23 protein-coding genes are annotated in these 25,057 nt (G+C 60.8%); 10 read left to right on the forward strand and 13 right to left on the reverse strand.

Features of this window, described 5'->3' with window-relative positions; translation table 11 throughout:
* Positions 1 to 206 precede the first annotated feature (206 nt).
* From epsA to epsG, 6 genes are read left to right on the forward strand one after another with little or no spacing between them, the layout of a single operon-like run.
* Positions 207 to 995: an XrtB/PEP-CTERM-associated transcriptional regulator EpsA gene (epsA, locus tag AC1DYQ_RS01295; RefSeq protein ID WP_477685243.1), complete on the forward strand. Its 789-nt coding sequence runs from the start codon at positions 207 to 209 to the stop codon at positions 993 to 995.
* Entirely contained in the window at positions 988 to 2,415 is a 1,428-nt protein-coding gene (locus AC1DYQ_RS01300) for an undecaprenyl-phosphate glucose phosphotransferase (RefSeq protein WP_477685244.1), read from the forward strand. Before epsA ends, AC1DYQ_RS01300 begins: the two co-directional genes overlap by 8 nt.
* A 19-nt stretch (positions 2,416 to 2,434) precedes the next feature.
* Positions 2,435 to 3,634, forward strand: coding sequence for an XrtB/PEP-CTERM-associated polysaccharide biosynthesis outer membrane protein EpsL (epsL, locus tag AC1DYQ_RS01305; RefSeq protein WP_477685245.1), 1,200 nt, complete (start codon positions 2,435 to 2,437; stop codon positions 3,632 to 3,634).
* Positions 3,606 to 4,625, forward strand: a complete 1,020-nt coding sequence (gene epsE / locus AC1DYQ_RS01310) for a polysaccharide export protein EpsE (RefSeq protein ID WP_477685246.1) — start codon at positions 3,606 to 3,608, stop codon at positions 4,623 to 4,625. Before epsL ends, epsE begins: the two co-directional genes overlap by 29 nt.
* Positions 4,626 to 4,628: 3 nt before the next feature.
* A complete protein-coding gene (epsF, locus tag AC1DYQ_RS01315) occupies positions 4,629 to 6,026 on the forward strand; it encodes a chain length determinant protein EpsF (RefSeq protein ID WP_477667871.1) in 1,398 nt (465 codons plus the stop codon).
* Entirely contained in the window at positions 6,023 to 6,922 is a 900-nt protein-coding gene (epsG, locus tag AC1DYQ_RS01320) for a chain length determinant protein tyrosine kinase EpsG (protein WP_477646209.1), read from the forward strand. Before epsF ends, epsG begins: the two co-directional genes overlap by 4 nt.
* Here epsG and AC1DYQ_RS01325 read toward each other — a convergent pair.
* A complete protein-coding gene (locus AC1DYQ_RS01325) occupies positions 6,909 to 7,313 on the reverse strand; it encodes a VanZ family protein (RefSeq protein ID WP_477685247.1) in 405 nt (134 codons plus the stop codon). The genes epsG and AC1DYQ_RS01325 overlap by 14 nt on opposite strands.
* A gap of 29 nt (positions 7,314 to 7,342) precedes the next feature.
* Here AC1DYQ_RS01325 and AC1DYQ_RS01330 point away from each other — a divergent pair, with 29 nt between their 5' ends.
* A complete protein-coding gene (locus tag AC1DYQ_RS01330) occupies positions 7,343 to 8,125 on the forward strand; it encodes a WecB/TagA/CpsF family glycosyltransferase (protein WP_477685248.1) in 783 nt (260 codons plus the stop codon).
* On the opposite strand, the gene AC1DYQ_RS01335 is transcribed toward AC1DYQ_RS01330, so the two are convergent.
* From AC1DYQ_RS01335 to AC1DYQ_RS01390, 12 genes are all read right to left on the reverse strand, one after another.
* The gene (locus AC1DYQ_RS01335; RefSeq protein WP_477685249.1) at positions 8,084 to 8,764 is read right to left on the reverse strand and encodes a serine O-acetyltransferase; all 681 of its coding nucleotides are present in this window, start codon (positions 8,762 to 8,764) and stop codon (positions 8,084 to 8,086) included. The genes AC1DYQ_RS01330 and AC1DYQ_RS01335 overlap by 42 nt on opposite strands.
* The gene (locus tag AC1DYQ_RS01340) at positions 8,752 to 9,780 is read right to left on the reverse strand and encodes an NAD-dependent epimerase/dehydratase family protein (protein ID WP_477685250.1); all 1,029 of its coding nucleotides are present in this window, start codon (positions 9,778 to 9,780) and stop codon (positions 8,752 to 8,754) included. Before AC1DYQ_RS01340 ends, AC1DYQ_RS01335 begins: the two co-directional genes overlap by 13 nt.
* Positions 9,777 to 11,468: an FAD-dependent oxidoreductase gene (locus AC1DYQ_RS01345; protein ID WP_477685251.1), complete on the reverse strand. Its 1,692-nt coding sequence runs from the start codon at positions 11,466 to 11,468 to the stop codon at positions 9,777 to 9,779. Before AC1DYQ_RS01345 ends, AC1DYQ_RS01340 begins: the two co-directional genes overlap by 4 nt.
* Positions 11,465 to 12,643: a glycosyltransferase family 4 protein gene (locus AC1DYQ_RS01350; protein ID WP_477685252.1), complete on the reverse strand. Its 1,179-nt coding sequence runs from the start codon at positions 12,641 to 12,643 to the stop codon at positions 11,465 to 11,467. The genes AC1DYQ_RS01345 and AC1DYQ_RS01350 overlap by 4 nt, the downstream gene beginning before the upstream one ends.
* Before the next feature lie 2 nt (positions 12,644 to 12,645).
* Positions 12,646 to 13,749 carry an acyltransferase family protein gene (locus tag AC1DYQ_RS01355; RefSeq protein ID WP_477685253.1) on the reverse strand — a complete coding sequence of 368 codons (1,104 nt, stop codon included), beginning with the start codon at positions 13,747 to 13,749 and terminating at the stop codon, positions 12,646 to 12,648.
* On the reverse strand, positions 13,746 to 14,825 hold the full coding sequence (locus AC1DYQ_RS01360; protein ID WP_477685254.1) for a glycosyltransferase family 2 protein: 1,080 nt from the start codon (positions 14,823 to 14,825) through the stop codon (positions 13,746 to 13,748). The genes AC1DYQ_RS01355 and AC1DYQ_RS01360 overlap by 4 nt, the downstream gene beginning before the upstream one ends.
* A 3-nt stretch (positions 14,826 to 14,828) precedes the next feature.
* Positions 14,829 to 15,797 carry a glycosyltransferase family 2 protein gene (locus AC1DYQ_RS01365; protein ID WP_477685255.1) on the reverse strand — a complete coding sequence of 323 codons (969 nt, stop codon included), beginning with the start codon at positions 15,795 to 15,797 and terminating at the stop codon, positions 14,829 to 14,831.
* Positions 15,794 to 17,161, reverse strand: a complete 1,368-nt coding sequence (locus AC1DYQ_RS01370) for an O-antigen ligase family protein (protein ID WP_477685256.1) — start codon at positions 17,159 to 17,161, stop codon at positions 15,794 to 15,796. Before AC1DYQ_RS01370 ends, AC1DYQ_RS01365 begins: the two co-directional genes overlap by 4 nt.
* Positions 17,162 to 17,287: 126 nt before the next feature.
* Positions 17,288 to 18,811 carry a lipopolysaccharide biosynthesis protein gene (locus tag AC1DYQ_RS01375; protein ID WP_477685257.1) on the reverse strand — a complete coding sequence of 508 codons (1,524 nt, stop codon included), beginning with the start codon at positions 18,809 to 18,811 and terminating at the stop codon, positions 17,288 to 17,290.
* 2 nt (positions 18,812 to 18,813) lie between these two features.
* Positions 18,814 to 19,149, reverse strand: coding sequence for a hypothetical protein (locus AC1DYQ_RS01380; RefSeq protein ID WP_477685258.1), 336 nt, complete (start codon positions 19,147 to 19,149; stop codon positions 18,814 to 18,816).
* A 144-nt stretch (positions 19,150 to 19,293) separates the two neighbouring features.
* Positions 19,294 to 20,421, reverse strand: a complete 1,128-nt coding sequence (gene galE, locus AC1DYQ_RS01385; RefSeq protein ID WP_477685259.1) for a UDP-glucose 4-epimerase GalE — start codon at positions 20,419 to 20,421, stop codon at positions 19,294 to 19,296.
* 445 nt (positions 20,422 to 20,866) lie between these two features.
* Positions 20,867 to 22,552: an electron transfer flavoprotein-ubiquinone oxidoreductase gene (locus AC1DYQ_RS01390; RefSeq protein ID WP_477685260.1), complete on the reverse strand. Its 1,686-nt coding sequence runs from the start codon at positions 22,550 to 22,552 to the stop codon at positions 20,867 to 20,869.
* Positions 22,553 to 22,677: 125 nt separating this feature from the next.
* Between AC1DYQ_RS01390 and AC1DYQ_RS01395 the strand changes: the two genes are divergently transcribed.
* Genes AC1DYQ_RS01395 through AC1DYQ_RS01405 form a run of 3 tightly spaced genes read left to right on the forward strand, consistent with a single transcriptional unit; the run spans position 22,678 to position 25,055 of the window.
* Positions 22,678 to 23,460 (forward strand): SDR family oxidoreductase, encoded by a 783-nt coding sequence (locus AC1DYQ_RS01395; protein WP_457280162.1) that lies wholly within the window; start codon positions 22,678 to 22,680, stop codon positions 23,458 to 23,460.
* Positions 23,461 to 23,498: 38 nt separating this feature from the next.
* The gene (locus AC1DYQ_RS01400) at positions 23,499 to 24,149 is read left to right on the forward strand and encodes a LysE family translocator (protein WP_477685261.1); all 651 of its coding nucleotides are present in this window, start codon (positions 23,499 to 23,501) and stop codon (positions 24,147 to 24,149) included.
* 3 nt (positions 24,150 to 24,152) lie between these two features.
* Positions 24,153 to 25,055: a DMT family transporter gene (locus AC1DYQ_RS01405; RefSeq protein ID WP_477685262.1), complete on the forward strand. Its 903-nt coding sequence runs from the start codon at positions 24,153 to 24,155 to the stop codon at positions 25,053 to 25,055.
* Positions 25,056 to 25,057: the final 2 nt, after the last annotated feature.

The raw sequence follows: 25,057 nt of genomic DNA on the forward strand, positions 1-25,057 counted from the left end.
TTACGTAGTTGCAACCAATACGCGCGGGTCTGACATCTCAATTGCATGCCTGCCACCCTACACTGAGTCGTCTTGTTCCTACATCAACTGTGCCGTCTTTGGTATTGCGACTTATACCAAGCTAGACGATTCTCAGTGGGCCCCTTCTGCCACGCCTGCACACGCAGGCAGGGGGCAGAACAAAACACAGGAAGTGATATCAAGGCATGAAATCTCACGCTCCGCTTTTTAGCGAAGATCCTGCGCACTATACGGCGCTGATAACGCAGGCTACGGCCATCACCCGGCACGCCGACTTGCTCGAATGGTTGCGCGGTGACGTCCAATATTTCCTTCCACATGACATCCTGATGGTGGGCTGGGGCGACTTTCAGGAAGGTGTTATCCAGCACGACATTCTTTCCGAACTGCCTGGCGTGCGTTCCTATGCTGACGGTACCGACGGCGTGCCCTTTTTGCTTGGCCGGCTTCATGACCACTGGGTGGCGGCCGGCGGGCAACCCTGCCTCCTCAACTTCAGCCAGTTCGAATATTTGCTGGGCAATGCGAGCCTGCCGGGTTCGTTCACCCATACCCTGGCGGACATGCGTTCGGTGCTCGTTCACGCAATGCATGACGAAAGGGCGCGCCAGGACTGCCTGTATGCGTTTTTCCGTGCAGATGAGATTCCCAGGGAGTCTGGGCTGAAGGCCATGAGGATGCTGATGCCTGCCATTGATAACGCGCTGCGGCAGATGGCGCTGTTGCCACAGCAGCACCCGCAAGCTGTCGTTACGGTGCGCAACGGAGCCGACGACGCGTCCGGTCTGAGCGAACGTGAAACGCAAATCATGGCCTGGGTCGCCATGGGCAAAACCAATGCCGAGATCGGAACCATCCTCAACATCAGTGGCTACACGGTGAAGAATCACATGCAGCGCATATTCCAGAAGCTCAACGTATTTAACCGGGCCCAGGCTGTCTCCAGGATTACGCGGGTGAGCTTGCATGGATGACGTCAACCCGCTCAATTCAGCCTCGGCATGGCTTAACCGGCGCGAACCCCGCTCCATGGGGTTGGGTCGAAGTCATCTTTTCACCGCAGTGGAGGCCGCGCTGGACCCTCTGGTTCTGGTGTTCTCGCTCTGGGGACTGGCTTTGTACTTTGAGGGGTCGGTGCGTCCTGCATATTTGATTTTGTCGGTCATCGTGTTTTCGCTGACGTTTCCCGGTACCTCCCAATTGCGTTTGCCCGTGTGGAAGGTGTTCTCGAAGATTGCATTTCACTGGATATGGATTGCCGGCTTGTTGCTGCTGACAGGTTTTGCCACCGAATATTTCTACAAATTTTCCATGACGGTACTGGTTAACTGGCTATGGGTCGCGCCGGTTGCCCAGGCGGGTGCGCATGTGGCCCTGCGTGCTGCCGCTCCGCAGTTGCTGAAGTTGCAGGGGGCGGTTCGGGGTGCTGTCATCGTCGGCATGAACGAGCAGGGCGTTTCTCTGGCCCGGCACATCACGGGCTCGGCGTATTCGGGCATTGATTTGAAGGGTTTTTTCGATGACCGCGGGGAAGACCGCAGGGAATCGCAGGATGACTACCAACTGGTGGGGAAAATTGAGGACCTTCCGGCTTACGTCAAGCAGCACCGTATCCAGTTTATTTATCTGTCCTTGCCCATGGCATCACGGCCGCGCATCCTGCAGGTGCTTGATGGCCTGAAGGACACCACAGCGTCGATCTATTTTGTCCCCGACATGTTCATTACCGACCTGATACAGGGCCGCAGCGATTCGGTCTGCGGGGTCACGGTGATATCTGTCTGTGATACGCCGTTCCGGGGTGTCAGCGGCGTGCTGAAGCGGGCCAGTGACATCGTGCTGTCGCTGCTGATCCTGTTGCTGATTTTTCCGGTCATGCTGGTGATCGGGATCATGGTCAAGCTTGACTCTCCCGGGCCGGTAATTTTCAAGCAGCGGCGCTATGGCCTGGACGGCGAACAGATTCTGGTCTACAAGTTCCGGTCCATGGCTGTTACCGAAGACGGTGGCACGATTCAACAGGCCCGCAAGAATGACATGCGGATCACCCGCCTGGGTGCTTTCCTGCGCAAAACCTCACTCGACGAATTACCGCAATTCATCAACGTATTGCAAGGGCGCATGAGCATCGTCGGCCCGCGCCCGCACGCCGTGGCACACAACGAGATGTACCGCTCGCTCATCAAGGGCTACATGGTTCGCCACAAGGTCAGGCCCGGCATTACCGGCTGGGCTCAGGTGAATGGGCAGCGCGGCGAAACCGACACGCTCGACAAGATGCAGTCGCGTATCGATTGCGACCTGGATTACCTGCGCAACTGGTCGCTGCAGCTCGATTTTTTCATCATTCTGAAAACGATCCGCCTGGTCTTCAAGGACAGCGCGGCTTACTAAAAGCAAAAAAGGACAGCTGATGCCTCACCGCGACCTCCTTCCCATTCCGCTCCTGCTGTTGAGCCTGTTTCCGTTGGCGGTGCATGCCGATGAGCTTGACACCCTTCAGTTCAAGGCCGGGCAATCCGTCACGCACGACAGCAATGTCTTCCGGTTGTCCGATACAGCGAATGCCCAGGCATTGATAGGAACCACGGACCGCGCGGACACAGTTTCGGTGACGACAGCAGGTTTTAAGATAAACAAGCCTTTCGGGCTTCAGAGATTTGAGCTCGACGCTGGGGTCGAAGACCATCATTACAGCCGCTTTTCCAATCTCGATTTCACCGCGGTGAATTACGCCGCCGCCTGGCGCTGGAGTTTTACGCCGGCCTTGCACGGCAACCTGACCTCCGACCGGCGGGAATTTGTCGACAACACGGCCGACGTCCAGAACTCAGGTCAACTCAATCGCCGGACCAACCGCTCGACCGTGTTTGATGCGGAATACGAGCTCGATGGTGCGTGGCGGCTGGTTGGCGGACTTTTCGAACGCACCAGCACCAGCAGCCAGCCCTTCACCTTTGAAGGCGACTCACGAATTCGGGGAGCCGAGGGCGGCGTACGCTATGTCTTCCCCTCGAACACTTCCATGGCTTATCGCTACAAGCGGGGCAACGGCGACTATCCGGGCCGGGTACCGTCGCCAACGTTTGCGGGGAGCTTTACGGATACCGAACACGAGTTCCGGCTGGACTGGGCGCCGACCGGAAAAACCACCCTGCGGGCACGCTTGTCCCACCTCGACCGCAAGCACGATGGATTGGCTGCGCGGGATTTTTCGGGTTTTACCGGCCAGCTTGATGCGACCTGGAACATCACGGCAAAGACAAGCCTTGCCGGAGGCCTGGTGCGGGAACTGGGCAGCTATCAGACTTCTACAGCCAGCTATTACGAAGGCTATCGCTTCTTTATCGCGCCGACCTGGAAACCCAGCGAGAAGACGGCAGTTCGCCTGCGCTACGACCACGGCGCACGCGACTTCCGGGGGCCTTTGCCGGGCTTTGCCGCAACGGACCGCCACGACACCAGCAATCTGGTTTCCCTGGCACTTGAGTGGCAGGCGCTGCGTGCCCTCAAGTTGATAGCTTCAGTGCAGCGTGACAGGCGCAAATCCACTGAGCCGGGTTTTGACTACACCAGCAATGCCTTTGGTCTTTCAGCGCAAGCGAGCTTTTGATGGAATCCTTCAACCAACCCCGCTTTCAGGTGCCGGCGTGGCCCCAGCCTGCGGCGCCCTTTACAGACATTTTGCTTTCCGAAAAGGCGACAACAAGATGAAATTCATGATTCGTAACTTTCCTCCGGTCTTATTGGCCTTGCTTCTGGCGATGACGGTTCCCGCGTTCGCCCAGCCGGCCGCACCAAGTCAGTCTGCTGCAGTGACGGCTCCGGTTGCGCCTGTGGCCCCGGCTGCAGCCGGAGCGGCGGCTGTGCCGACCAACCAGGACTATCGCCTCGGCGCCGGCGATGCCATTGGCGTGCAGGTGTACCAGAGTCCGGACCTCTCGGTCGACGCACGGGTATCTGAAAGCGGCGTGATCAGCTATCCCCTGATTGGCAGCGTTCAACTGGGCGGCCTGACGATTGGAGAGGCCGAGAAGAAGATTGCAGATGCCTTGCGCACCGGCGGTTTCGTCAAGGTACCGCAGGTCAACATCGTCTTGCGGCAGGTACGGGGCAATCAGGTCGCCGTGCTGGGGCAGGTAAGCCGCCCGGGCCGTTTCCCCCTGGAAACATTCAACACCCGTGTCAGCGACATGCTGGCTGCTGCCGGCGGTGTGACCCCTACGGGTGACGATGTACTGATCCTGACCGGCCAGCGTGAGGGTAAGCCGTTTCGGAAAGTGATTGATATCCCGGCACTCTTTCTGAACGAGAAATCAGATGAAGACATTGTGCTGGCGGGCGGAGACACGCTGTATGTCAACAAGGCGCCGATGTTTTATATCTACGGCGAGGCACAGCGCCCCGGACCGTATCGCATTGAGCGGGGCATGACCGTGATGCAAGCGCTTGCCCAGGGCGGCGGACCCACGGTGCGCGGCAGCGAAAACCGGCTGCGCCTGCATCGCCGCGACGCGGCGGGGAAGGTCGTGGAAACAACCCCCCGGCTCACCGACCCCGTTCGCGCCGAGGATGTGATTTATGTTCGTGAAAGCCTCTTTTAAATCATGACACTCCATCAATTCCTGCTGATCCTGCGGGCACGTTATCGGGTTGTTGTGCTCGTCATGCTGGTGGCCATATTGGCAGCGCTGGCCGTCAGCCTAGCGCTTCCGCGCAAGTACACCGCCCAGGCCGCCGTACTGGTTGACGTGCGCTCCCCTGATCCGGTTGCCGGCGGCGCGGCCTTGCCCGGCCTGGTTGCACCCAGCTATATGGCGACCCAGGTGGACATCATCGGTGGTGACCGTGTGGCCCAGCGCGTGGTGAAAATGCTCAAGCTGGATGAAGACCCACGCACCAAAGCCCGTTGGCTTGAGGCCACCGACGGACGCGGGTCGCTTGAGAGCTGGCTGGCCGAGTCCCTGCAGAAGGGCCTGGATGTGCGGCCCGCGCGCGAAAGCAACGTGATCAACATCACCTACAAGGGCAGCGATCCGGATGTCGCCGCCACTACGGCCAATACTTTTGCCCAGGCCTATCTCGATACCAACCTGTCGCTAAAGACGGAACCTGCCAAGATCTACGCCGAATGGTTTGATGACCAGACCAAGGCATCTCGCGCGAAACTTGAGGAGGCTCAGGCGCGCCTGTCGGAGTACCAGCAGAAGGCCGGTATTGTCAGCAGTGACGAGCGTGTGGACTACGAGACTGCGAAGCTGGGGGAAATTTCTTCCCAGCTCACGACTGTGCAGGGCGAGACTACCGACAGCCAGAGCAAACGCAGCTCCCGCGGAGATACCGTCGCTGAAGTCATGCAGAGTCCCCTGATCAATGGCCTGAAGGCCGATCTTTCGCGGCTGGAGGCCAAGGTACAGGAAATCAGTGTGCGCCTCGGGGCTAATCACCCTGAGCGGCAACGCGCTGAATCCGAACTGGCCGCTGTGAAAAGCCGGCTGGCAACCGAAACTGCACGCATCACAGCATCCATCGAAACAACCTACCGCGTGGGCAAAGACCGGGAGCGTGAACTGCAGGCCGCGGTGGGTGCACAGAAAGCGCGTGTCCTCGAACTGAACAAGCAGCGGGACGAGCTCAATGTATATCGCCGCGATGTCGAGTCGGCCCAGCGCGCTTTTGAGGCTGTCAGCCAGAGTGCATCGCAGACACGCCTCCAGAGCCTGAGCAACCAGACCAATGTTGTGCGGCTGAACATGGCAACGCCTCCTGTCAACCCTTCGAGCCCGAAACTGCTGGTGAATCTGCTGGTCGCTGCTTTTGGCGGGACGTTGCTCGGCATTGCATGCGGATTGCTGCTGGAACTGGCCAACCGCCGCGTGCGCTCTGCCGAAGACCTTGTGCAGATATTGGGCCTGCCTGTGTTGGCAAGCATTTCTTCGGATGGAGGAAGCGGCAGGCTTCCCGGGTCGCGCCGCCTGATGCTAGGCAATGGAGGGACAGCATGAATAGAAACAACGCTCCGACGATACGATCAGTTCCCCTGACAGTTCCCAGCAAACCGGCCACGGGTGCCGGCCGCTCCATGGGGACAATCCTGGTGGACGCAGGTCGGCTGTCGCCGCCGGATGCCGAACGTATTCTCCATTTTCAACGGGACCGTGGCTTGCGCTTTGGCGATTCCGGCAAAGCCCTGGGCCTGCTGAGTGACGACGATGTGCGTTTTGCCCTCTCGGTCCAGTTTGACTACCCCTACCTTGCGAATGAAACCAAGCTCAGCCGGGAGCTGGTGGCGGCGTACCAGCCGGGCAGCCAGCCGGTAGAACAGTTGCGCGCGCTGCGAAGCCAGTTGATGTTGCGCTGGTTTGACACCGGGGCCGAGCGCCGGGGGTTGGCGATTGTCAGCGCCGGAGCGAAAGAAGGGCGCAGCTATATCGCAGCTAACCTGGCCATTGTGTTTTCACAGCTCGGGGAGCGTACTTTGCTGGTCGACGCGGATATGCGGACGCCACGGCAGCACCAGCTTTTTAACCTTGGGGCGACTGCGGGCCTGTCTGACATGCTCGCTGGCCGCGCCGGGCCGGAAGCGGTCATCAGCATACCGGCCTTGCAGGATCTGTCGGTGCTGCCTGCGGGGGTCATTCCGCCTAATCCACAGGAGCTGCTTGGACGGCAGGAGTTTTCCAAACTGTTGCAATCATTGGGCGAAGACTTTGACGTCATCATCATCGACACACCGCCTGCCAGCGAATGTGCCGATGCGCACACGGTGGCCGTCCGCGCAGGGGCTGCTCTGGTTGTGGCGAGGCAGAACATGAGTTCCATGCCGCAAATGACCCGTTTCACCCACAGTCTGCGGGAGTTCGGCGTGGCTCTGGTGGGCTCCGTGCTTAACGATGCTTGAAGAAGCGGCCAGCCCCCAGCCGGTAGGCGGCCTCAAGCGTGGCGGCTCCCAGAAATCCGCCTGCGGCGTCCGCTGCCAGGTCAGACCAGCTGGCTGCCCGGCCCGGCAGGAAAGCCTGATGCAACTCATCCATGGCACCCACCATGACGGCGCTCGCTACGCAGCAAAGCGCCACACGCCAGCCGCGCGTGCCGCTTGCAATACCGGCAGCCGCGCCCACCATGCCAAAGACAAGCAGGTGCGCCAATTTGTCCCAGGGCGAAGGGAACAGCCCAACGGCGACAGGCTGCGCGCCAAGTATGTAAAGCGCTGTGGCCGTCAGGACGACGGTGATTCCCGCCAGGATGCGAAGGGTGCGCAGGGGATTGCCGGGGGTTGCGGTGTTCGACATGACTACGATTTTGTCATGCCGCAGACCGGATGGGTGACGCCATGCTGAGTTCTTCTTCCTTTGATAGCCCTGCTGACTGGCGCCAGCGCTGGTCGCTGTTGGTGGAAAAGATTGAACGGGTGCAAAGCCCTGTCGACAGCCAGGCGCTGCTGGCATCCCTTAGCCATCCTGCAAGGCCGCAGGTACTGGCTTTCGCCAATGCTCATGCGATGAATTCCATGGTGGCATCGGTTCCTTTTTTTGAGGCAATGCGTTCGGCCGACCTGGTGCTCAGGGATGGCTCCGGCATGGCAACGCTGTTTAAATTGCTGCGGATGCAGCCCGGCCTTAATCTCAATGGAACGGACTTCATTCCGCAATTGATCCGGGCGTTTGACGGCCGCCGCATTGCGTTGTTCGGTACGCGTGACCCCTATCTGGCCAAGGGCCGGCTGCGTGTGCAGCAAGAACTGGCTCCCCACAGCCAGCTCATTGCAGCCGATGGCTTCCTGGATGTAGAGGCATACGCCCTGCTGGCAGTTCAACATCAACCGGCGCTGATCGTGCTCGGCATGGGAATGCCCCGGCAGGAGGAAGTGGCGGCCAGGCTGCGCGCCTTGCTGGATTTCCCCTGCCTGATCGTTTGTGGCGGAGCCATCATTGACTTTCTGGGCGGAAAAACACCGCGCGCACCGATTTGGATGCAGCGAGCCGGTCTGGAGTGGTTGTTTCGCCTGGCGCTGGAGCCGCGCCGGTTGTTTCAGCGCTACGTGATAGGCAATCCGCTATTCTTAACGCGGGCCTTGCGCCTGGCCTCGCTGAACCGACGCTGATCCGGCATTCACTGCGAGCGATTGACGTTGCGGCCGCAAGTGCCGGTTTTCTTCGTCCACGGATGTCGGTACGTAGCGGTTATCCACATCCGGTGTGCAGTTGGTTTTAACAATCTGCCCGGGATTGCCCATCACTACGCTGTAGGGGGGAACGTTCTCAAAGACATACGCTCCGCCGGCAATCCTGCTGCCTTTCCCCACGGTCACACCGCCCACCACAATCGCATGCGGGCCGATCCACACATCGTCTTCAATGACCGGGTAAACGGTGTTCCGCTGGCCCTGGCTGTCAATGTAATCCCGCTGCCCGATCGTTACGCCATGAAACAGCGTGACGTTGCTGCCGATACGTGCATTCACGTTGACGACGATGCCGCGGCCATGGGTGAGGGCAAGACCGGGCGCAATGGCGGTTCGCCAGGGTATTTCGATCCCCGCCAGCTGGCTTGTCAGTCGGTACAGCAGCTGTGCAGGAACCATCGCGAACCAGCGCCATGCAGGCGACAGTTGCTGGGCTGCCTGGCAAAGACGCAAGGTGACCACCACACGAAATGCCGGATCCAGAAGGGCGCCTTTCAATGCCAGGTGCCCGTCGGATCGTCCAAATTTCCGGTGAATATCGGCTTTCAGGGAAGGCATACTATTTTTTCCATGGTTTGGCCGCTGGTTGATGCCCCGGTACGGAACCACCGGGCCGAGCCATGCACACCGGTGCGATAAGGTGTCCACGCCAATCCCAATTGTTCCGTTGCTGCCTGCGAGTCGAGTTGAATGTGCTGAGACCACAAACGGAGCAATCCCGGTGGCAACGCATCGGGAAGCCGCCGGCCGGTGATGCCAAGAAATTTCAAGGCCCGCTGAGCTGCCTTGAGTGGCGGGCCACCTACCCAGGAGTCCACGCTCAGCTGGCGCCGGCCGATGCGTTTCACCGGCGTTGCCTTGATTTCGATAGCCAGGTCGACAAAGTAGTCGTTCCAGCGAGGACTGTCCGGCGCAGCCAGATTGAAAGCCGGCAACTCGCCTGGAGCCACCGGCAGCTGCAGTGCAACCAGCAGAGCCTGGCAAACGTCGTCCACGTGGACAAGATTGGACCAACCATCGCCTGCGATGCCAAGGTCGCCAAGACGCCCGGACTGAAGCCATCGGCCGATGCGTCCGACCCAGAGTTCACTGCCAGGACCAAAAACACAGCCTGGCCGCAGCATCACGGCTGTACCGCCGCGACGAGCAAATTCCTCCAGACTGGTTTCCGCTTCGCACTTGGCACGGCCGTACCAACCCAGGCTGGGATCATGTGGCGCACCCTCACGGATAAGGCCTTCTGCAGGGCCATAAACCGACATGGTGCTCAAATGAACAATGCGCGGACAGTTTGCCTTGAGCGCGGCGTCGACCAGGACGTGCATGCCTTCAGAAATCGACGCTGCATCGCCCGCCACGCAGTTAACAACCGCATCGAAGTTTTTTAGTGCCACCGCAAGTTGCCCGGCGTCTCGGGTGTCCAGTTCCAGCCATTCGGCCTGCAACTTTTTTGCGCCTTCCGAAGTTTTTTTTCGCCTGGATGCGCCGGTGGGGGTTGCCCACGAAGTGCTGTGCAGCATTTCCAGCAGGCGCCTGCCGATGTGGCCTGAACCTCCCAATACCAGCACCTTCATGCGGCCTCCTTCAACTGGACCGGTGCTCGCTCTGCACGCAAGCGATGCGACAGCGTGTCGCCCAGTCGGAGCGACATGGCAATCAGGGTCAAAGTCGGATTGGCCTGGCTTGACGTAGGGAAAACGGCGCTTCCGGCTACAAACAGGTTGTGCACTGAGTGAACCTGGCAGTCGGCATTGACCACGCTGGTGCGCACGTCATCGCCCATGCGCGCGGTGCCGATGTGATGCCCTCCGTAGGCGCCGAAGCGCACGAGGTCGTCCTCAAGGGTCTGGCGGTTGTAGTCGAAGTGGGCCTTTCCACTGCGCGCGAATTCTTCAGCCATCACGTCCAGGGTTTTGCGGACGGAGTCGATGTCCGCCTGGCTGTAGCGCCAATCCACCTTCAGGCGAGGCATGCCCAGCGCATCGACAGTGCCGGCAAGTGTGACCCGGCTGTGGGCCTGGGGTATTTGCTCACCATGAACTTCAAGGCTGAAGCGGTTGGTGCGGTTGCGCAGAATCACCGACGGGAATTTGCGTTCAGCGAAGGAGCGCCTGGCCAGCCAATGGGCCAGGAAAGCCGTGGTGTCCAGTGGGTCGGCCACCACATTGAGGAGGTGGCGGGCGTAAGTCCCTGCCGTGGGGGCATGGCCATCGTTGAGCCGCTTTCCATATTCGTAGCTGATCAGTTTGCGGGCCAGGAACAGCCCCGACAACACCCCGTTGCGATGCACCGGATCGGTGATGCGCGGGAAGTGCAGGCGGGCGACTGCATTGGCAAGGCCCAGGCGCCTTTGCTCGTGGGCGGCCACAGACAGCCTGCGCCTGCAATAGATGCCTTCCGGGGAAATTTCATAGCCGTGCCGCACATTGCTGACGGGCCCATGAACGGTCAGGGTGCCGACATTCCCGGCGATGTGGCACATGTAGTAGCGCCCCACCACATCATGCTGGTTGCCGACACCTTGCGGAACGACATCCCGCGACGCCAGTAACAAACGCGCCGTTTCGAGTCCGCCCATGGCCAGTACCGTGGTATTCGGAGTCACCCAAAAGTGTGTTCCTGCCAGGGTGCGTACCTCGAGTTCCCGGACGGCCCTTCCGTCGGCGTGCAGCCGCACTGCAGTGCAGTTGGCTCCCAGCAGTACCTGGATATTGGGCGCCAGCTCAAGCCGCCGTGCATAGCGATTGCCGAAATGCGTGGGACAGGAAAACCGCTCCAGCCCATTGGTCAGCACGCGCGAACTGTCGAACCCTGCAATCATCGGACCGATCTCCGGCTCCAGGGCGTTACCCGCGTCATAAATGAACCGCCCGGCTTCCGCGAGGGCATTGGCACGCGGGTAGTAGGGGAGCAGATCTTCGTAAGACAGTGGCCAACCGCTGTGCGGGATGTAGCTACGGGTCTCGAAGTCAATCGGGTCGAAGGGCATGCAGCGTCCGCCCCAGATCGCGGTGGATCCCCCAAGACGCCGCTGGCGATATTTGCCGGGCGGACTGTGCAGCCGCTCATCCGCGACCTCTCCTTCGCAGAGCGACTGGGTGGGAGCGTGCGCCTGCACCTGCCCCGACTCCAGCAGAAGCACGGAATGCCCTTGCTCCGACAAGGTGAGCGCCAATGCAATGCCCGCGGGGCCGCCACCCACTACGCAGACGTCCGCCTGAAGGCGGCTGCCGGCCTGAATGTCATTGGCCTGCGTGATCATAGGTGGGTGTCCGGGACAAATTTGGCGGTGGTGCGCAGCGGTTGGGCTGCTACGCCGAAATTGCGCTGGTGGATACGTGCAACGCTGGCAAAGAAACGGGTAAGGGAAAAATTCTGTTCATAAAGTGCCCGGCCGTTGCGCTCCAGTGACGTCCTCAGCGCAGGCTCGTTCAGCACCCGCTGCAGGCTCCTGGCAATACCGGCCGCGTCACCGGCCTGCACGAAGCAGGCATTGACGCCATCGGTCAACACGGAAGGTATTTCGCCTACCGGGCTGCAGACCACCGCAACGCCGTTGGCCATGGCCTCCAGGATGACCAGCGGCAAACCCTCGTCGTAAGAAGGCAATACCAGGACATCGGCGCGAGCCATCAGGCGTGCGACCTGCTGCTGGTCGGACCAGCCGGCAAAATCAAGCAGTGCTTCGATGCCCAGTTGCTTTGCCTTTATCCGGTAGGCTTCGATATCGCCGCCGCCGGCCAGAATCACTTCGGTTCGTGAGGCATCAAATCCCGGGAGTGTCAGCGCCTGCAAAAGATCCGATACCCCCTTGCGCTCCGACAGGTTTCCCAAAAAGAGCACGCGCTGCACGATTTGTTCCGAGGCTATGCGCCGTGCATGGGTAGGTTCGGGAACACCGTTGATAACGATCTCCACGCGATTGGCCGGCACGCCGAGTTCTTCGACCACAAAACGTCGTGCGGATGATCCCAGCACCACGCAACTGGCCGGCAGTGAAAATACCCAGCGCGTCAGCATCTGCAGCGGACGGGGTAACGACCGGTAGAAATGATGCAGCTGCGCAGCGTGCAAATGAAGCACCACCGGAATACCGAGGGCGCGGCAGACAATGATGATCACGCTCTTGCGAAAGAGGCTCAACCGCTCGGCCATGTTCACATGGACACCCGCCAGCCGGCCGTTGAGTTTTCCGCGCATTATTCTGGCCATGGCAGTTGCCAGCACCCAAAGTGAATACAGCGCGTTGGCGCCGCCGCGGGTGTCAAGCGGACGGAGTTCCGCCGCATCCGCAGGGGCGGAAAACGCCTGGGCCTGAATCAGGTAGTCCGCGACCTTGAACATGCCGCCGCCTTTGGGCGTCCAGGGACACGCAAGGTAGATATAGCGCCCCTCGCGTTCTCGTGCGGCTGAATGCGGCAGCGATTCACTTCTCATAATTACTTTCCTGTACCTTGATAAGAAAGACCGGGCTTCCTAAAGAGTGCGCGCTTGAAGAAGGTGGTCATGGGACGTTCCAGCCACACGTATGAGATGCAGCCTGCAACCACCACGGCCGTGCCCACGGCAAGCACGATGGTCAGGCTGTCCTGCACGCCCAGTTTTTTCAGTGCCAGCACACCGGCCGGTACCACGAAGGTGTGCGAGAGATAGATGGAATAGGAAGCGTCACCCAGGAAGGACAGGCGGGAAGCCAGTGGCGCGCGCAAGGTCCATGGTTCGAGCCAGATTGACCCGAGGACGACCAGCGCAGCACCGCAGCCCCATGTTGCGAAACGGTCGGCCGAGTGCCCCCAGTCAGGGATAAACATGAACACTACACCAGCGGCCATGACGATCAGGCCGACTCCTGGCGATGCATGCCGAAAATGCAAAAAAGCATAGGCAATGCAGACCCCAAGAATGAACTCAAAAACAATGGTCTGGGCGTAGAAACCCAGCACCACCGAGTCCGGTGCATGCCGCCCAGCCGTGAAAATAAGCAGAAAAACCAGCAAACAAAACCGGATGCGTGGTGCGCCCAGCGCAATGGCTGCCGCAAAAACCGCATAAAAAAGCATTTCAAAATTCAATGTCCAGCCGACGGGCAGCGCGGGCAATACGAGGCCCCACGGGCTCACGGCAGGGATGAACAAAAGGGAGGCGGTCAGATGACCGGGCTCAACGGACGCGCGGGATGCGAGGGTCGGCACGGCCAGCAACAGGGCAACCTTCAGCAAGGTATAGAACCAGTAAAGTGGTGCGATCCTCAGCAAGCGCCTTCGCATGAACACCCAGGCGGCATTGACCCGCGACGTTGCGTCGGAAGGCAGTGCCGACGTTGACATGGCCATGACAAAACCGCTGATGACAAAAAAGATGTCCACGCCTGCGGAGCCGTCTGCCCAATAGCGGGTTGGGCCGGTTCCGCCGATGTGGATGGAGATGGCCTGGGTAATGTGCATGACCACGACAAGCATGGCCGCGGCAAATCTCAGAATCTGTACGCCCGTGAATTGCTGTGTCGCCTGCTGCTTCTGCGGGCTTCCATTGGGGCCGGTCAATGGGCGCTCCCCTGAATTGCCTGGCGGGGCGCCATGGCGAAGTCCTTGAGTACCCGGCTCGCGATGGCCTCGCCAGCCGGGCGCTGCCGGCGAAGCAGGCCGCGTACGAGGCCCGCGGCGTTGAAGCACCATGAGACCACCGAATAGAGCGCCTTGGTGACAGACCGCTTTCGCCAAGTCATCAGCAACACCGGCGCCGTGACGATGATGCAAAAGAATGCCATGCGCAGGGGCGCCGACACCGGCCAGAATACCAGGCTGGCCATGACCGCCCACCAGCCCAGGACGGCCAGGTACAGGCGCAGTTCCCGCAGGCCCTGCAGCGCCAGATGCAGGCGGGGCTGGCCGGCGGCAGCGCGGACCAGTTCGCCCAGCCCGCAGATATAGCGGGTGCTCCAGCGCCGCATCAACAAGCGATAGGGCGGTGCATCGTGGCCAAAGTGGTTGACGGCATCCACCGGCAGGCGCCACAGATGCCAGCCGAGAGCGCGCAGCCTGATGGCCAGGTCAAATTCTTCATAGCTGTGCAGGTTACGGTCGGAAAGATAGCCTGCGGCCTCAATGGCGGTGCGACGGTAAAGCCCACCGCCGTCGAGCCGGTCGACCTTGCCGGGCAGCAAGTGCGGCGAGGCGCGTTCTCCACGCGCCAGGTATTCCAGGCTCTCGGTGTTTTGCTCCACCACGCGGCCACCAACGCCTGCGACATCCTCGTGGGTATCCAGAAAATCGAGTGCCTTCTCAAGAAAGCCTTCCTGCATCTGCATGTCGCCATCGAGGATATAGATGAAGTCGCCATGCGAATGCTGGTAGCCCAGTTGCGGACCTACGCCGCAGCAGCGCTCGTTGGGATTGGCCAGCTGGACGATACGGATGGGGTAAGTGCATGCCAGCTCCACTGTGTTGTCGGTCGAGCAGGAGTCGGCAAGAATGACCTCTCCGCCCACGGCGGAAACAGCGCGCAGCGCACTCTCGATGGTCGCCCGGATGCGTTTTTCCTCATTCAGTGCCTTGATGACCACGGAGACCCGGCAGGAATGCCAGAGGGGGGTAATTTTGCGGAGTGATTTGGGGTTCATTTTTTATCCTGCTTCGGCCGGGCTGCCGGTGTGAACGGTCCGGCGCGTGCGCCAAAGCTGCCAGTTTTTCACCACCTGGCCCGGCATGAAAAGCATGGCCGCCGTCAGCCACCACCGTCTTCCGGTAGCCGCGCGGTGCGCGCGCACCAGCCAGTCGAAGCCCTCACGGCGGCTTCCGGATGCAAGTGCCTGCCGTGCCAGCGTCAACTCGTGTTGCGCCACAAGCCACAGTGCAGACCGGCGTTGTATGGTGGTCATGGTCCCTGAAAGTGCACGTGCCCGCATGCGTTCCAGAAACGGTGGCATGGCCAGGTCGGGGTGATATGTCGTCAGGCCGCCTTCCACGGCCAGCCGATACGCCATCAAGGGCGACCGGACCAGCGCAACGGGGGTTTTCTCTGCCAGGCGAAACCATAGATCCAGGTCTTCGCCGTGCGACTCTCCCGAAGGAAAGCATGGCTGCATTTGCCGCAAGCGCGCGCTTCGCACGGACACCGCGCTGGTGCACAGCGACGGCGCGCTCATCCAGCGCCGTGGCAGATCGGTGATGAGTTCCACTTCCGGCTGATCTGCCAGCATTGGCCAGTTCGGCGGCCACATGGTGTGGGTATCGGGAACCGGCAGGAAGTCGGTGGCCACCGTGTCGACCTGCGGGTAACGCGCCTGCGTCCACAGAAGGGTTGCCAGGTACTGGGGATGGTGCCAGTCATCGGCGTCGAGAAAGGAAACCCATTCGCCTTTTGCCAGCGAGATTCCCAGGTTCCGGGCGGCGGAAACGCCGGCATTGGCCTGGCGCACCAGGCGCAATCGCGGGTCAGGTATGAACGTTACCAGTTCCGCACCGCCGTCGGTAGAACCGTCGTCCACCACAATGACCTCGAAGTCCGAAAAGGATTGCGCCAGCACCGACGCGATGGTGTCGTTGATGTACGGTGCCTTGTTGTAAAGCGGAATGACAATCGAAAATTTCATGGTTGGGCCCGAGAGGTGGCCGGGGACGGATGGAAGTTCCCGGCGAAGCGGGGCACGGCGCCTTCCGGCAAGCTTGCCGGCTGCGCTCTGCGGGCATAGGCTTCGCGCGCTGCAGCGGCCAGCGTCATCAGCAAAAGCACGTGGGTAGTGAGCTCGGGGCCGTAACCAAAGAGCAGCAGCGGCACTTCACTGATGGCGCGCAGTGCCAGCGCCACGAACAACGCCAGTGAAAGGCCGCCGCTGGCCCGTGCATAGCGGATGGACAGGACCAGCAGCACCAATGCGTACAACACCAGTGCAGCGGCACCCACCGTGCCGGAGCGCGACAGCGTGTCCATAAACTGGTTGTGCGCGTGGGTCGCATTGGGCATGCCGATGCTTTCACGGAAACTGACATCCCACAGGGTGGGTCCGTAGCCGAACACAGGGTTGCGTTGCCATTCGTCATAGGCAATTGCCCAGATCTGATCACGGCCGGTCATGGACGCGAGTTGCGCGCCCTGGGCGCTGTCAAAGAAGCTGGACAGACGCGCATCGACATCGCCAAACATCAGTACCAGCGTGACACCAGTCACCGCAACCATGAACCCCACCAAGGAGACGATGCCGAATTCCGGCCGCACCGGGTCGCTGGCGCGGCGCAGAAACGCGGGCCCCTGGCGTACAGCAAGAATGCAGGCGGAGCACAGGGTGAAAGAAATCCAGGCTGTTTTGGATTGAGCGAGAAAAAGGACAAGAAGCCCCATTCCCCACGCCAGGCGATTAAGCCAGACGCTCTGCAGAGGGCGCGCGAGGAGACACAGCAAGCCCAACTGAGCCAGCATGCCGAGTGACACAGCATGTGCGGCCAGCCCTGCCATCCGCGGTACACCCGGCAGCAGACCCTGCGTATAGGAGAGATCCAGCACCAGCGTTGGCTTGAAGGGGATTAGCAGCAAGCCCGCTGCCATAAAGAGCAGCAAGGCGTTGCGAGCTGCCTTGAACGCAAGATCTCTTTCGATGCTGGTGGCAAGCACTGCCGCGATGCCGATGAGCAGCGGGTACACGTAGTCGTGTGACACATGCGGATGCAGGCCAAAAAGGGCCGGTGCGGCCACCGTGCCTGCCCAGAAAAGAATAAAGGTGATCAGCATCACCGGGGGCGCCTGCACCGTCTTGTCGCGTTGAAGCCAGTGCGTGATGATGCGCTCCCCCGCTAGCGTGAGCAGCAAGAGGGAAACCAGCGGCTGCGCCAAAGCCACCAGTGGGTGGCGCACCACCACTGCAACTTCGTCCAATTTAAACGCACTGCTGGAGAGGTCGCGCCCCGAGAGGAAATTGTTCAGGGCCACCATTGCCAGGATGGCGTAAAAAATGACATGCATGTATCCGTGCGCACGGCGTGACGTGACATGAACGGCACCCGCCATGCCCAGCGTCGCCAAAAGTGCCGCCAAAATGGCGCCGGCAACCAGAACAGAAATAACGACGGTTTGTTCCAGGATAGCTCCTTAGAGTGGCTGCTCAAGGGAATTGGAAAGATCGGTACGTGGTGCCGAAACACCGCGGCGCAAAAACTTCGCCAGTCCGGGGACAAACCGGATGACCATTTCGGATGTTTCCCGTCCCAGCATTTGCGGCCTCAGGGCAAGCAGCAATGCCGGCAGGACTGCTGCGGACAGGCTTCCGGCAAGCAGCGAGAGCAGGGGAATATCAAACCGTGCAACCGCGTGCTGACCTGCCATCACACCTAAAACGCAAGCGGCACAAAGAAGAAACCCGCGCAGGGCATCCGGCAGCAGGGACATCCAGCCAAGCTCCAGTGCACGGAATGCAGCCGTAGCCGTAACGGCTGCGCGCAGTACCAGCAACAGACCTGCCACGACTGCAGCCATGTGGATTCCCTGGCCTGCAAACAGGTAAAAACCGAGGATGCCCAAAACGATCAGCGGGAGCTGCAGCGCAAATTCGTAGTACTTGCGTCCGGTGTTCCACAGCACGGGTGTCGACAGTCCCCAAATGACGTACGCCGGCATGCAGAGGAACAAAATTCCCAGCACCCAGGCTGCCCCACTCCATGCGGGCCCATAAAGCACACGCACGATGTCGGGCGACAGAAAGGCAAGCGTCGCAAAGGCGGGGAGTCCCAACACCACAATGGTGGCCAGCATCTGCAGATAAGCGCGGCCCAGTCGTGGCCGGTCGTTTTGCAGGCGTGCGCCCGCCGCCAGGAACGCGGGCTGAAGTGCGCCCAGCAGCAAGGTGTTGGGCATCGTGGCCAGGTTGTAAGCCACGTTATAGAGACCCAGCGATTGCGCGTTGAGCAACCGGCCTATCAATACCCGGTCAAGGTTGTTGAGTACCCAGTTGACGATATTGGTCAAAAAGACCGTGTGTCCCGTACCGACAGCGGACTTTGCATCGGCATACCAGAACAGCGGGCGAAGCGCATGCGGCTTGAGGGCATAACTGGCAACAAACACAACAGCCGCCTGAACCAGCCAGGCCGCTACCAGCGAAGCCTCACCCTGGCCAAGCAGTGCCATCGGCACCCCAACAGCCACATACCCAGCGGCATAGCTGCCGACCTGGATCAATCCCACTGCCCGGAAATTCAAGTCACGCTGCAGCAGGTAGGTAGCCGGTGCTGCCGCAGCACCCAACAGGCACGCCACCGATAACCATTCAATGACGAATTGCGCGCGCGGCTCCCGGAAATAAGCCGACAGCAGCGGCGCCAGAAAATAGAGGGCAAGCATGGTGGCAATACCCACGATCAGTTGCCATGTCCAGGCAAACCGGACGTCTTCGTCACTCAGTGTGGTGCGTTGCAACAGGCTCCAGCTGAAGCCAAAACCGGAGACGAATGTGGCGAATGTCAGTACCACCATGCCGATGGCAAAAACACCAAAAATCTCCGGCCCCAAGGTGCGGGCCAGAATCACCTGGGCCGCCAGCTGCAGCCCAAAGCGTGCCGCTGTGGAAACGGCGCTCCATTTGACCGCTGCAACACCCGGACGGCCGAGGCCACTCATGCTCAAGACCTCTCTGCTTTATGGCGGCGAACGGCAATCACGCCCATCAACGCCAATGTGGCCAGCAGCGTGCCGTAAGGGTGCCATCCGGATTCGTCCGTATCTGCCTCGCCCGCCGCCGCCGTGACACCCAAGCCGGATTGGCCATTGCGCACCGTGTTCACACCGTGGACTGTGTTGACCTTGACGGGCTCAGTGCCGGGCTGGAGTTTCATACGTGTCGCTTTGGCGGTAGCTCCCGTTGGCGTCACCGCTGCGGGCGCTGCAGGCGGGTTGGTAGACGCCGTTGCTGAAGCAATCCAGGTGGCCAAAATGGCGGTAAACAGGGTTCGAAACATAGGGTTTTCCTTCTGTCAAAGCAGGAAAAGAGTTTGTTGTGCAGTGCAGCAATTGACAATAGTCCGAATGGCTCATGGCGCGCTTTATGCTATTTATTGAGTTCAAAAAAGCGTGGCGCATTCTTGGGGCAAGGCTTGAATTGCTCACATGCTGACCGCCGGCTGGATGAGTCCGTTCGGGCTATTGCGCATGGGCTCAGATGCAGATACGTCCATACCGGTTTCAGAGGTGTTCCTGTAGCCTTCGGGATTGCGCTGCTGCCAGTGCCAGGAGTCGCGGCACATGTCGTCGATCGTGCATGTGGCGCGCCAGCCCAGCAGGCTGCCGGCCAGGGAAACATCTGCAAAGTACTGTGCGACATCCCCGGCTCGCCGAGGTGCGAATTCATAAGGAATTGGCCGTCCGCTTGCCCGCTCAAACGCCTGGACCACACCGAGAACACTGGTGCCCTCGCCGGTGCCCAGATTGACCGTAAAGCTCCTGCCGCTTGCCAGCAAAGCATCGACTGCGGCCACATGGCCTGCCGCGAGGTCGGTGACGTGCAGGTAGTCGCGCACCCCGGTGCCGTCGGGTGTGGGGTAGTCATTGCCGAACACATTGAGCGTGGCCCGTTTGCCCACGGCCACCTGGGTGACGTACGGCATCAGGTTGTTGGGGATTCCATTAGGGTCTTCGCCGATCAGTCCACTGGGGTGCGCGCCCACCGGGTTGAAGTAGCGCAGCACCCCGACCCGCCACGCCGCGTCTGAAATGCGCAGGGATGCCAGGATGTTTTCACACATCAGTTTGGTGTGGGCGTACGGGCTCTCCGGCATGCATGGAAACTGCTCATTGATGGGCACGGTGGCGGGATCCCCATAGACCGTGGCGCTTGAAGAGAAGACTACGGCCCGGCAGTCCGTCGTTTCCATCGCCCGCAACAAACTCAGGAGGCCGCCAACATTGTTCTGGTAGTACATGAGAGGGCGCTGCACGCTTTCCCCTACGGCCTTGAACCCGGCAAAGTGGATGGCCGCAACGCAGTGGTAGCGTTGCAGGACTCCTGCCACAAAATCGGTGTCCAGTACGTTGCCGCGTTCGCAGGGTGCGGGCTGATCCGTCAGCTGCTGCAGCCGGTGCAGCACGGCAGGATGGCTGTTGGAAAAGTCGTCGAGGATGACAGGCTGGTAGCCGGCATTCACCAGCGCCACAAAAGTATGGCTTCCGATGTATCCGGCTCCACCGGTTAATAGCACACTGGGTTTGTTCAGGGTCATTGCAAAAGGCTGCATGGCAGCGGGTTGATTTGATACGGGTCACGGCGCCGGCGTAACACTGCTGAAACATGTTCGCGTGAGGGATTGCATGGACAGGCAGCATCCAGACATCACCAGACCATTCCCTTTCAGGGGCTAGTTACGAGTGTCTTTGACGCGTGGAGAAAGGATGTCAGCGTAAGCCGCATATGTGCGTGGGAAGCTGTCACGCTGGCCTCAAAGCGTTTCGAATCGTTCGGTAAGCACTTGTGAATGACGGTTGCAAATCGCCGGCTGGCGGGGAGCTGAACTGTTCGTTAGCAGTTGGCATCCCAACGGCAAACGACAAAAAGTCACAAAGATCAGGGGCTGCTGCGACTGCTCGCACAGTGCGCTGAATTCCCGGGAATTAACCCGGCGTAGCAAATCGCATGAAAAAAGCCCGGGGGAGGCCGGGCTTTCGTTGATGGAGATGCTTTGCTTACATGCCGCTGTAGTTGGGTCCGCCACCGCCTTCGGGCGTGACCCACACGATGTTTTGTGTTGGGTCTTTGATGTCACAGGTTTTGCAGTGCACGCAGTTCTGCGCGTTGATCTGCAGGCGGTCGGTATTGTCGGGGTTCTTTACGAACTCGTAGACACCGGCCGGGCAGTAGCGGCTTTCGGGGCCGGCGTACTTGACCAGGTTGATGCTCACCGGCACGCTCGCGTCCTTGAGCGTCAGGTGCGCGGGCTGGTGCTCTTCGTGGTTGGTGTTGGAGACGAAAACCGAACTAAGGCGGTCGAAGGTGATCTTGTTGTCGGGCTTGGGATACACGATGGGCGTGCACTCGGCCGCCGGCTTGAGCTTGGCGTAGTCCGGAATGCTGTTGTGGATGGTCCAGGGCGGCGACTTGAAGCCCAGCTTGGGCAACAGCCAGTGCTCGATGCCGGTCATGAAGGCGCCGACGTAGAGGCCTTTCTTGAACCAGGACTTGAAATTGCGCGACTGGTTGAGCTCCTGCGCGAGCCAGCTCTTGGCATAGGCTTCAGGGTAGGCGGCCAGCTCGTCGTGCTGGCGGCCGGCGGTGACAGCCCCATAGGCGGCCTCAGCGGCCAGCATGCCGCTCTTGATGGCCGCGTGGCTGCCCTTGATGCGGGCGGCATTGAGGTAACCGGCTTCGCAGCCGATCAGCGCGCCACCGGGGAACACGGTTTTGGGCAGGCTCAATGCGCCGCCGGCGGTGATGGCACGCGCGCCATAGCTGATGCGCTTGCCGCCCTCAAGGTATTGCTTGATGCTGGGGTGAGTCTTCCAGCGCTGCATCTCTTCAAACGGGCTGAGGTAGGGGTTGCTGTAGTCCAGGCCGGTGACCATGCCCAGCGTGACCTTGTTGTCCTCCAGGTGGTACATGAAACCGCCACCGTAGGTCTGGCTGTCCATTGGCCAGCCGGCAGTGTGGATCACAAGGCCCGGCTTGTGTTTGGCCGGGTCGATTTCCCAGAGTTCTTTCACCCCCAGCGCGTAGCCTTGCGGGTCGCGGCCTTCGTCGAGTTTGAAGCGGTTGATCAGCTGGCGGCCCAGGTGGCCGCGCGCGCCTTCGGCAAACACGGTGTATTTGCCGTGCAGCTCCATGCCGAGCTGGAAGTTGTCGGTCGGCTGACCGTCCTTGCCGATGCCGAGATTGCCGGTGGCCACGCCCTTGACGGAGCCGTCGTCGTTGTAGAGCACTTCGGCTGCCGCGAAGCCGGGGAAGATTTCAACGCCCAGGCCCTCTGCCTGCTGCGCCAGCCAGCGCACCACATTGCCCAGGCTGATGACGTAATTGCCTTCGTTGTGAAAGCAGTCCGGCACAAAAAAGGCCGGTGTCTTGATCGCGCTCTTTTCGCTCAGGAAAAGCACTTCGTCAGCGGTAACGGGCTGGTTCAACGGGGCGCCCCGGGCTTTCCAGTCGGGCAGCAGTTCGGTCAGCGCCTTCGGATCCATCACTGCGCCCGAGAGAATGTGCGCGCCGGGCTCGGAACCTTTTTCAAGCACCACCACGGAAACATCTGTGCCCTTTTCAGCGGCGAGTTGTTTGAGCCGGATGGCGGTGGCCAGGCCGCCCGGGCCTCCGCCCACCACGACCACGTCATATTCCATTGCTTCGCGCGGGCCGAACTGGGCCAGAATTTCTTGGGTATTCATCGGGGACTCGCTGATAATGATTTTCAGGAAGGATTGTCGGTCTCGCGTTGGATTTTATGTCGCGAATGCGGCGATGCGAACGGTCGTTCTCTTTTGTACGGTTTAAATTGAGAGAGGAGCCTCTAATGGCTTACAGCATTGATCTGTCGGGGCGTGTCGCTCTCGTGACCGGTGCATCCGGCGGGCTGGGTGCGCAGTTCGCCAAAACACTGAGCCGTGCCGGCGCGGCCGTGGTGCTGGCCAGCCGCAGGCTCGACAAGCTCAAGGACCTGCGCGCGCAGATTGAGGCTGCGGGTGGCGATGCGCATGTGGTTGAGCTCGACGTGACCGACCACGCCAGCATCAAGGCCGGCGTGGCCCATGCTGAAACGGAAGTCGGGCCCATCGACATTCTGGTCAACAACTCCGGCGTGAGCACCACACAGCGCATCCAGGACGTCGGCGAGGAAGACTACGACTTCATCTTCAACACCAATGTGAAGGGCGCCTTCTTCGTGGCGCAGGAAGTCGGCAAGCGCATGCTGGCCCGTTCGCGCGGTGCCGGGCCCGGCAACTATGCCGGCGGCCGCATCATCAACATCGCCTCCATGGCCGGCTTGCGCGTACTGCCGCAGATCGGCGTGTACTGCATGAGCAAGGCCGCCGTGGTGCAGATGACCAAAGCCATGGCGCTGGAGTGGGGCAAGTTCGGCATCAACGTCAACGCCATCTGCCCCGGCTATATTGACACCGAGATCAACCACCACCATTGGGAAACCGAGCAGGGCAAGAGGCTGGTGCAGATGTTGCCGCGCAAGCGCATCGGCAAACCGCAAGACCTGGATGCACTGCTGGTGATGCTGGCCAGTGGCGAGAGCCATTTCGTCAATGGTGCAGTGATTGCAGCCGACGACGGGTTTGGCGTTTGATCGATCGGCATAACAAAGATTAATTTTCGGAGAAGAACATGATGGATTCCGTAGTGCCCTACCTCGGCCCGATAGGCCTGATCTTCCTGGCCTTGCTGGCGGGCGTGGTCAGCCCGGGCCCCAGTTTTGTGCAGGTTGCGCGCATCGCGGTTTCGCGTTCACGCGCTGACGGCCTGGCTGCCGCGGTGGGTATGGGCCTGGGGGCGCTGGTGTTTGCCGCGTTGGCGCTGGCCGGGCTGCAGGCCCTGCTGGCCGCCTTGCCTGGTGTCTACATGGCGCTCAAGGTCGTGGGCGGCCTGTACCTGATGTGGATCGCCTTTAATATCTGGCGCGGCGCGCGCCAGCCGCTGGAAATGGGCGGCGGTGACACGGGCGCTTCGCGCCGCACGGTGCTGCAATCGTTTCGCCAGGGGCTGGTGACGCAGCTGAGCAACCCGAAGATCGTGGTGGTTTACAGCAGCGTGTTCGCGGCACTGTTGCCCGCACAGTTTCCCTTGCCCGCAGCCCTGCTGGTGCTTGTGGGCGTGCTCGTGATGGAAATCGGCTGGTATGCCGTGGTGGCGGTGGTTTTGTCTTCCGCTGTACCGCGCGCAGCCTACCTGCGCAGCAAGGCTGCGGTAGACCGCACCGCCGCCGGTGCGATGGGGCTGCTAGGTTTGCGCCTGGTAGCCACTGCGCACACTGCCTGACGGATGCTGACGGGCATTCTGGCCGGGCTCGCGGCGGGCGCGCTGTGGGGCCTGGTGTTTGTGGCGCCGCGCATGCTCGACATGGGCGTGGGTGGCTATTCGTCCATTGACCTGACGGCCGGGCGCTTTGCGGTGTACGGCGTGGTGGCTGTGCTGGTGATGCTGGCGGGATGGCGCACTCGCCGCCTGCCCACGGTGCGGCAGGCGTGGGCCGCTCTGGTCATGAGCATTCTCGGGTTCAGCGGCTACTACCTGCTGTTGGTGCTGGCCATACGCGACGCCGGCACCGAAGTGCCTTCGCTGGTAATCGGCACCATTCCCATTTGGGTCATGTTGCTGGGCAAGCCGCAAGGCCTGCGTTGGGCTTCCCTGCTGCCCGGCCTGGCGCTCACCCTGGCGGGGCTGGCGCTCATGATGGGTTCCACCCACGAGGCCGGTCAGGGAACAGCCACGAATTTCTGGCGTGGCATGCTGTTTGTGTCGGCCTCACTGGTGTGCTGGACGGCGTTTGCGATCCTGAATTCTGCCTGGCTCAAGCGGCACCCTGAAGTCAACGCCACCGACTGGGCTAACTGGTTGGGCGTGGCAACCGGCCTCGGGGCGTTGCTGATGTGGCTACTTGCGGGTTCGGGCGCAAGTGTGCTGGCCAGCCGCGAAGACCGCGGTGTGTTCGTGCTGCTTTGTGTTCTGGCCGGTCTGGGTTCCACCTGGCTGGCGACAATTTTGTGGAACATGGCCAGCCAGCGGCTCAGCGCCAGCCTGTGCGGGCAGCTCATCGTGAGCGAAACCATTTTTGCGCTGCTGTATTCGTTTGCCTGGGATGGCCACTGGCCCACGCTGGTACAACTGTCTGCCTGCGTGTTGTTCACGCTGGGGATTCTGGCTTCCATCAGGGCCCATCGATAAAG

Source organism: Polaromonas sp. P1_F4 (assembly GCF_056405675.1).

Bases quoted from the DNA above. Each gene is read 5' to 3' on its own strand.
- AC1DYQ_RS01365 (WP_477685255.1), bottom strand. From the start codon at position 15,797: ATGAAATTTTCGATTGTCATTCCGCTTTACAACAAGGCACCGTACATC.
- AC1DYQ_RS01330 (WP_477685248.1), top strand. From the start codon at position 7,343: ATGGGTGACGCCATGCTGAGTTCTTCTTCCTTTGATAGCCCTGCTGAC.
- AC1DYQ_RS01335 (WP_477685249.1), bottom strand. From the start codon at position 8,764: ATGCCTTCCCTGAAAGCCGATATTCACCGGAAATTTGGACGATCCGAC.
- epsA (WP_477685243.1), top strand. From the start codon at position 207: ATGAAATCTCACGCTCCGCTTTTTAGCGAAGATCCTGCGCACTATACG.
- AC1DYQ_RS01380 (WP_477685258.1), bottom strand. From the start codon at position 19,149: ATGTTTCGAACCCTGTTTACCGCCATTTTGGCCACCTGGATTGCTTCA.
- galE (WP_477685259.1), bottom strand. From the start codon at position 20,421: ATGCAGCCTTTTGCAATGACCCTGAACAAACCCAGTGTGCTATTAACC.
- AC1DYQ_RS01340 (WP_477685250.1), bottom strand. From the start codon at position 9,780: ATGAAGGTGCTGGTATTGGGAGGTTCAGGCCACATCGGCAGGCGCCTG.
- AC1DYQ_RS01370 (WP_477685256.1), bottom strand. From the start codon at position 17,161: ATGCATGTCATTTTTTACGCCATCCTGGCAATGGTGGCCCTGAACAAT.
- AC1DYQ_RS01405 (WP_477685262.1), top strand. From the start codon at position 24,153: ATGCTGACGGGCATTCTGGCCGGGCTCGCGGCGGGCGCGCTGTGGGGC.
- AC1DYQ_RS01375 (WP_477685257.1), bottom strand. From the start codon at position 18,811: ATGAGTGGCCTCGGCCGTCCGGGTGTTGCAGCGGTCAAATGGAGCGCC.
- AC1DYQ_RS01360 (WP_477685254.1), bottom strand. From the start codon at position 14,825: ATGAACCCCAAATCACTCCGCAAAATTACCCCCCTCTGGCATTCCTGC.
- AC1DYQ_RS01390 (WP_477685260.1), bottom strand. From the start codon at position 22,552: ATGAATACCCAAGAAATTCTGGCCCAGTTCGGCCCGCGCGAAGCAATG.
- AC1DYQ_RS01345 (WP_477685251.1), bottom strand. From the start codon at position 11,468: ATGATCACGCAGGCCAATGACATTCAGGCCGGCAGCCGCCTTCAGGCG.
- AC1DYQ_RS01400 (WP_477685261.1), top strand. From the start codon at position 23,499: ATGATGGATTCCGTAGTGCCCTACCTCGGCCCGATAGGCCTGATCTTC.
- epsF (WP_477667871.1), top strand. From the start codon at position 4,629: ATGACACTCCATCAATTCCTGCTGATCCTGCGGGCACGTTATCGGGTT.
- AC1DYQ_RS01325 (WP_477685247.1), bottom strand. From the start codon at position 7,313: ATGTCGAACACCGCAACCCCCGGCAATCCCCTGCGCACCCTTCGCATC.
- AC1DYQ_RS01300 (WP_477685244.1), top strand. From the start codon at position 988: ATGGATGACGTCAACCCGCTCAATTCAGCCTCGGCATGGCTTAACCGG.
- AC1DYQ_RS01395 (WP_457280162.1), top strand. From the start codon at position 22,678: ATGGCTTACAGCATTGATCTGTCGGGGCGTGTCGCTCTCGTGACCGGT.
- AC1DYQ_RS01350 (WP_477685252.1), bottom strand. From the start codon at position 12,643: ATGAGAAGTGAATCGCTGCCGCATTCAGCCGCACGAGAACGCGAGGGG.
- epsL (WP_477685245.1), top strand. From the start codon at position 2,435: ATGCCTCACCGCGACCTCCTTCCCATTCCGCTCCTGCTGTTGAGCCTG.
- epsG (WP_477646209.1), top strand. From the start codon at position 6,023: ATGAATAGAAACAACGCTCCGACGATACGATCAGTTCCCCTGACAGTT.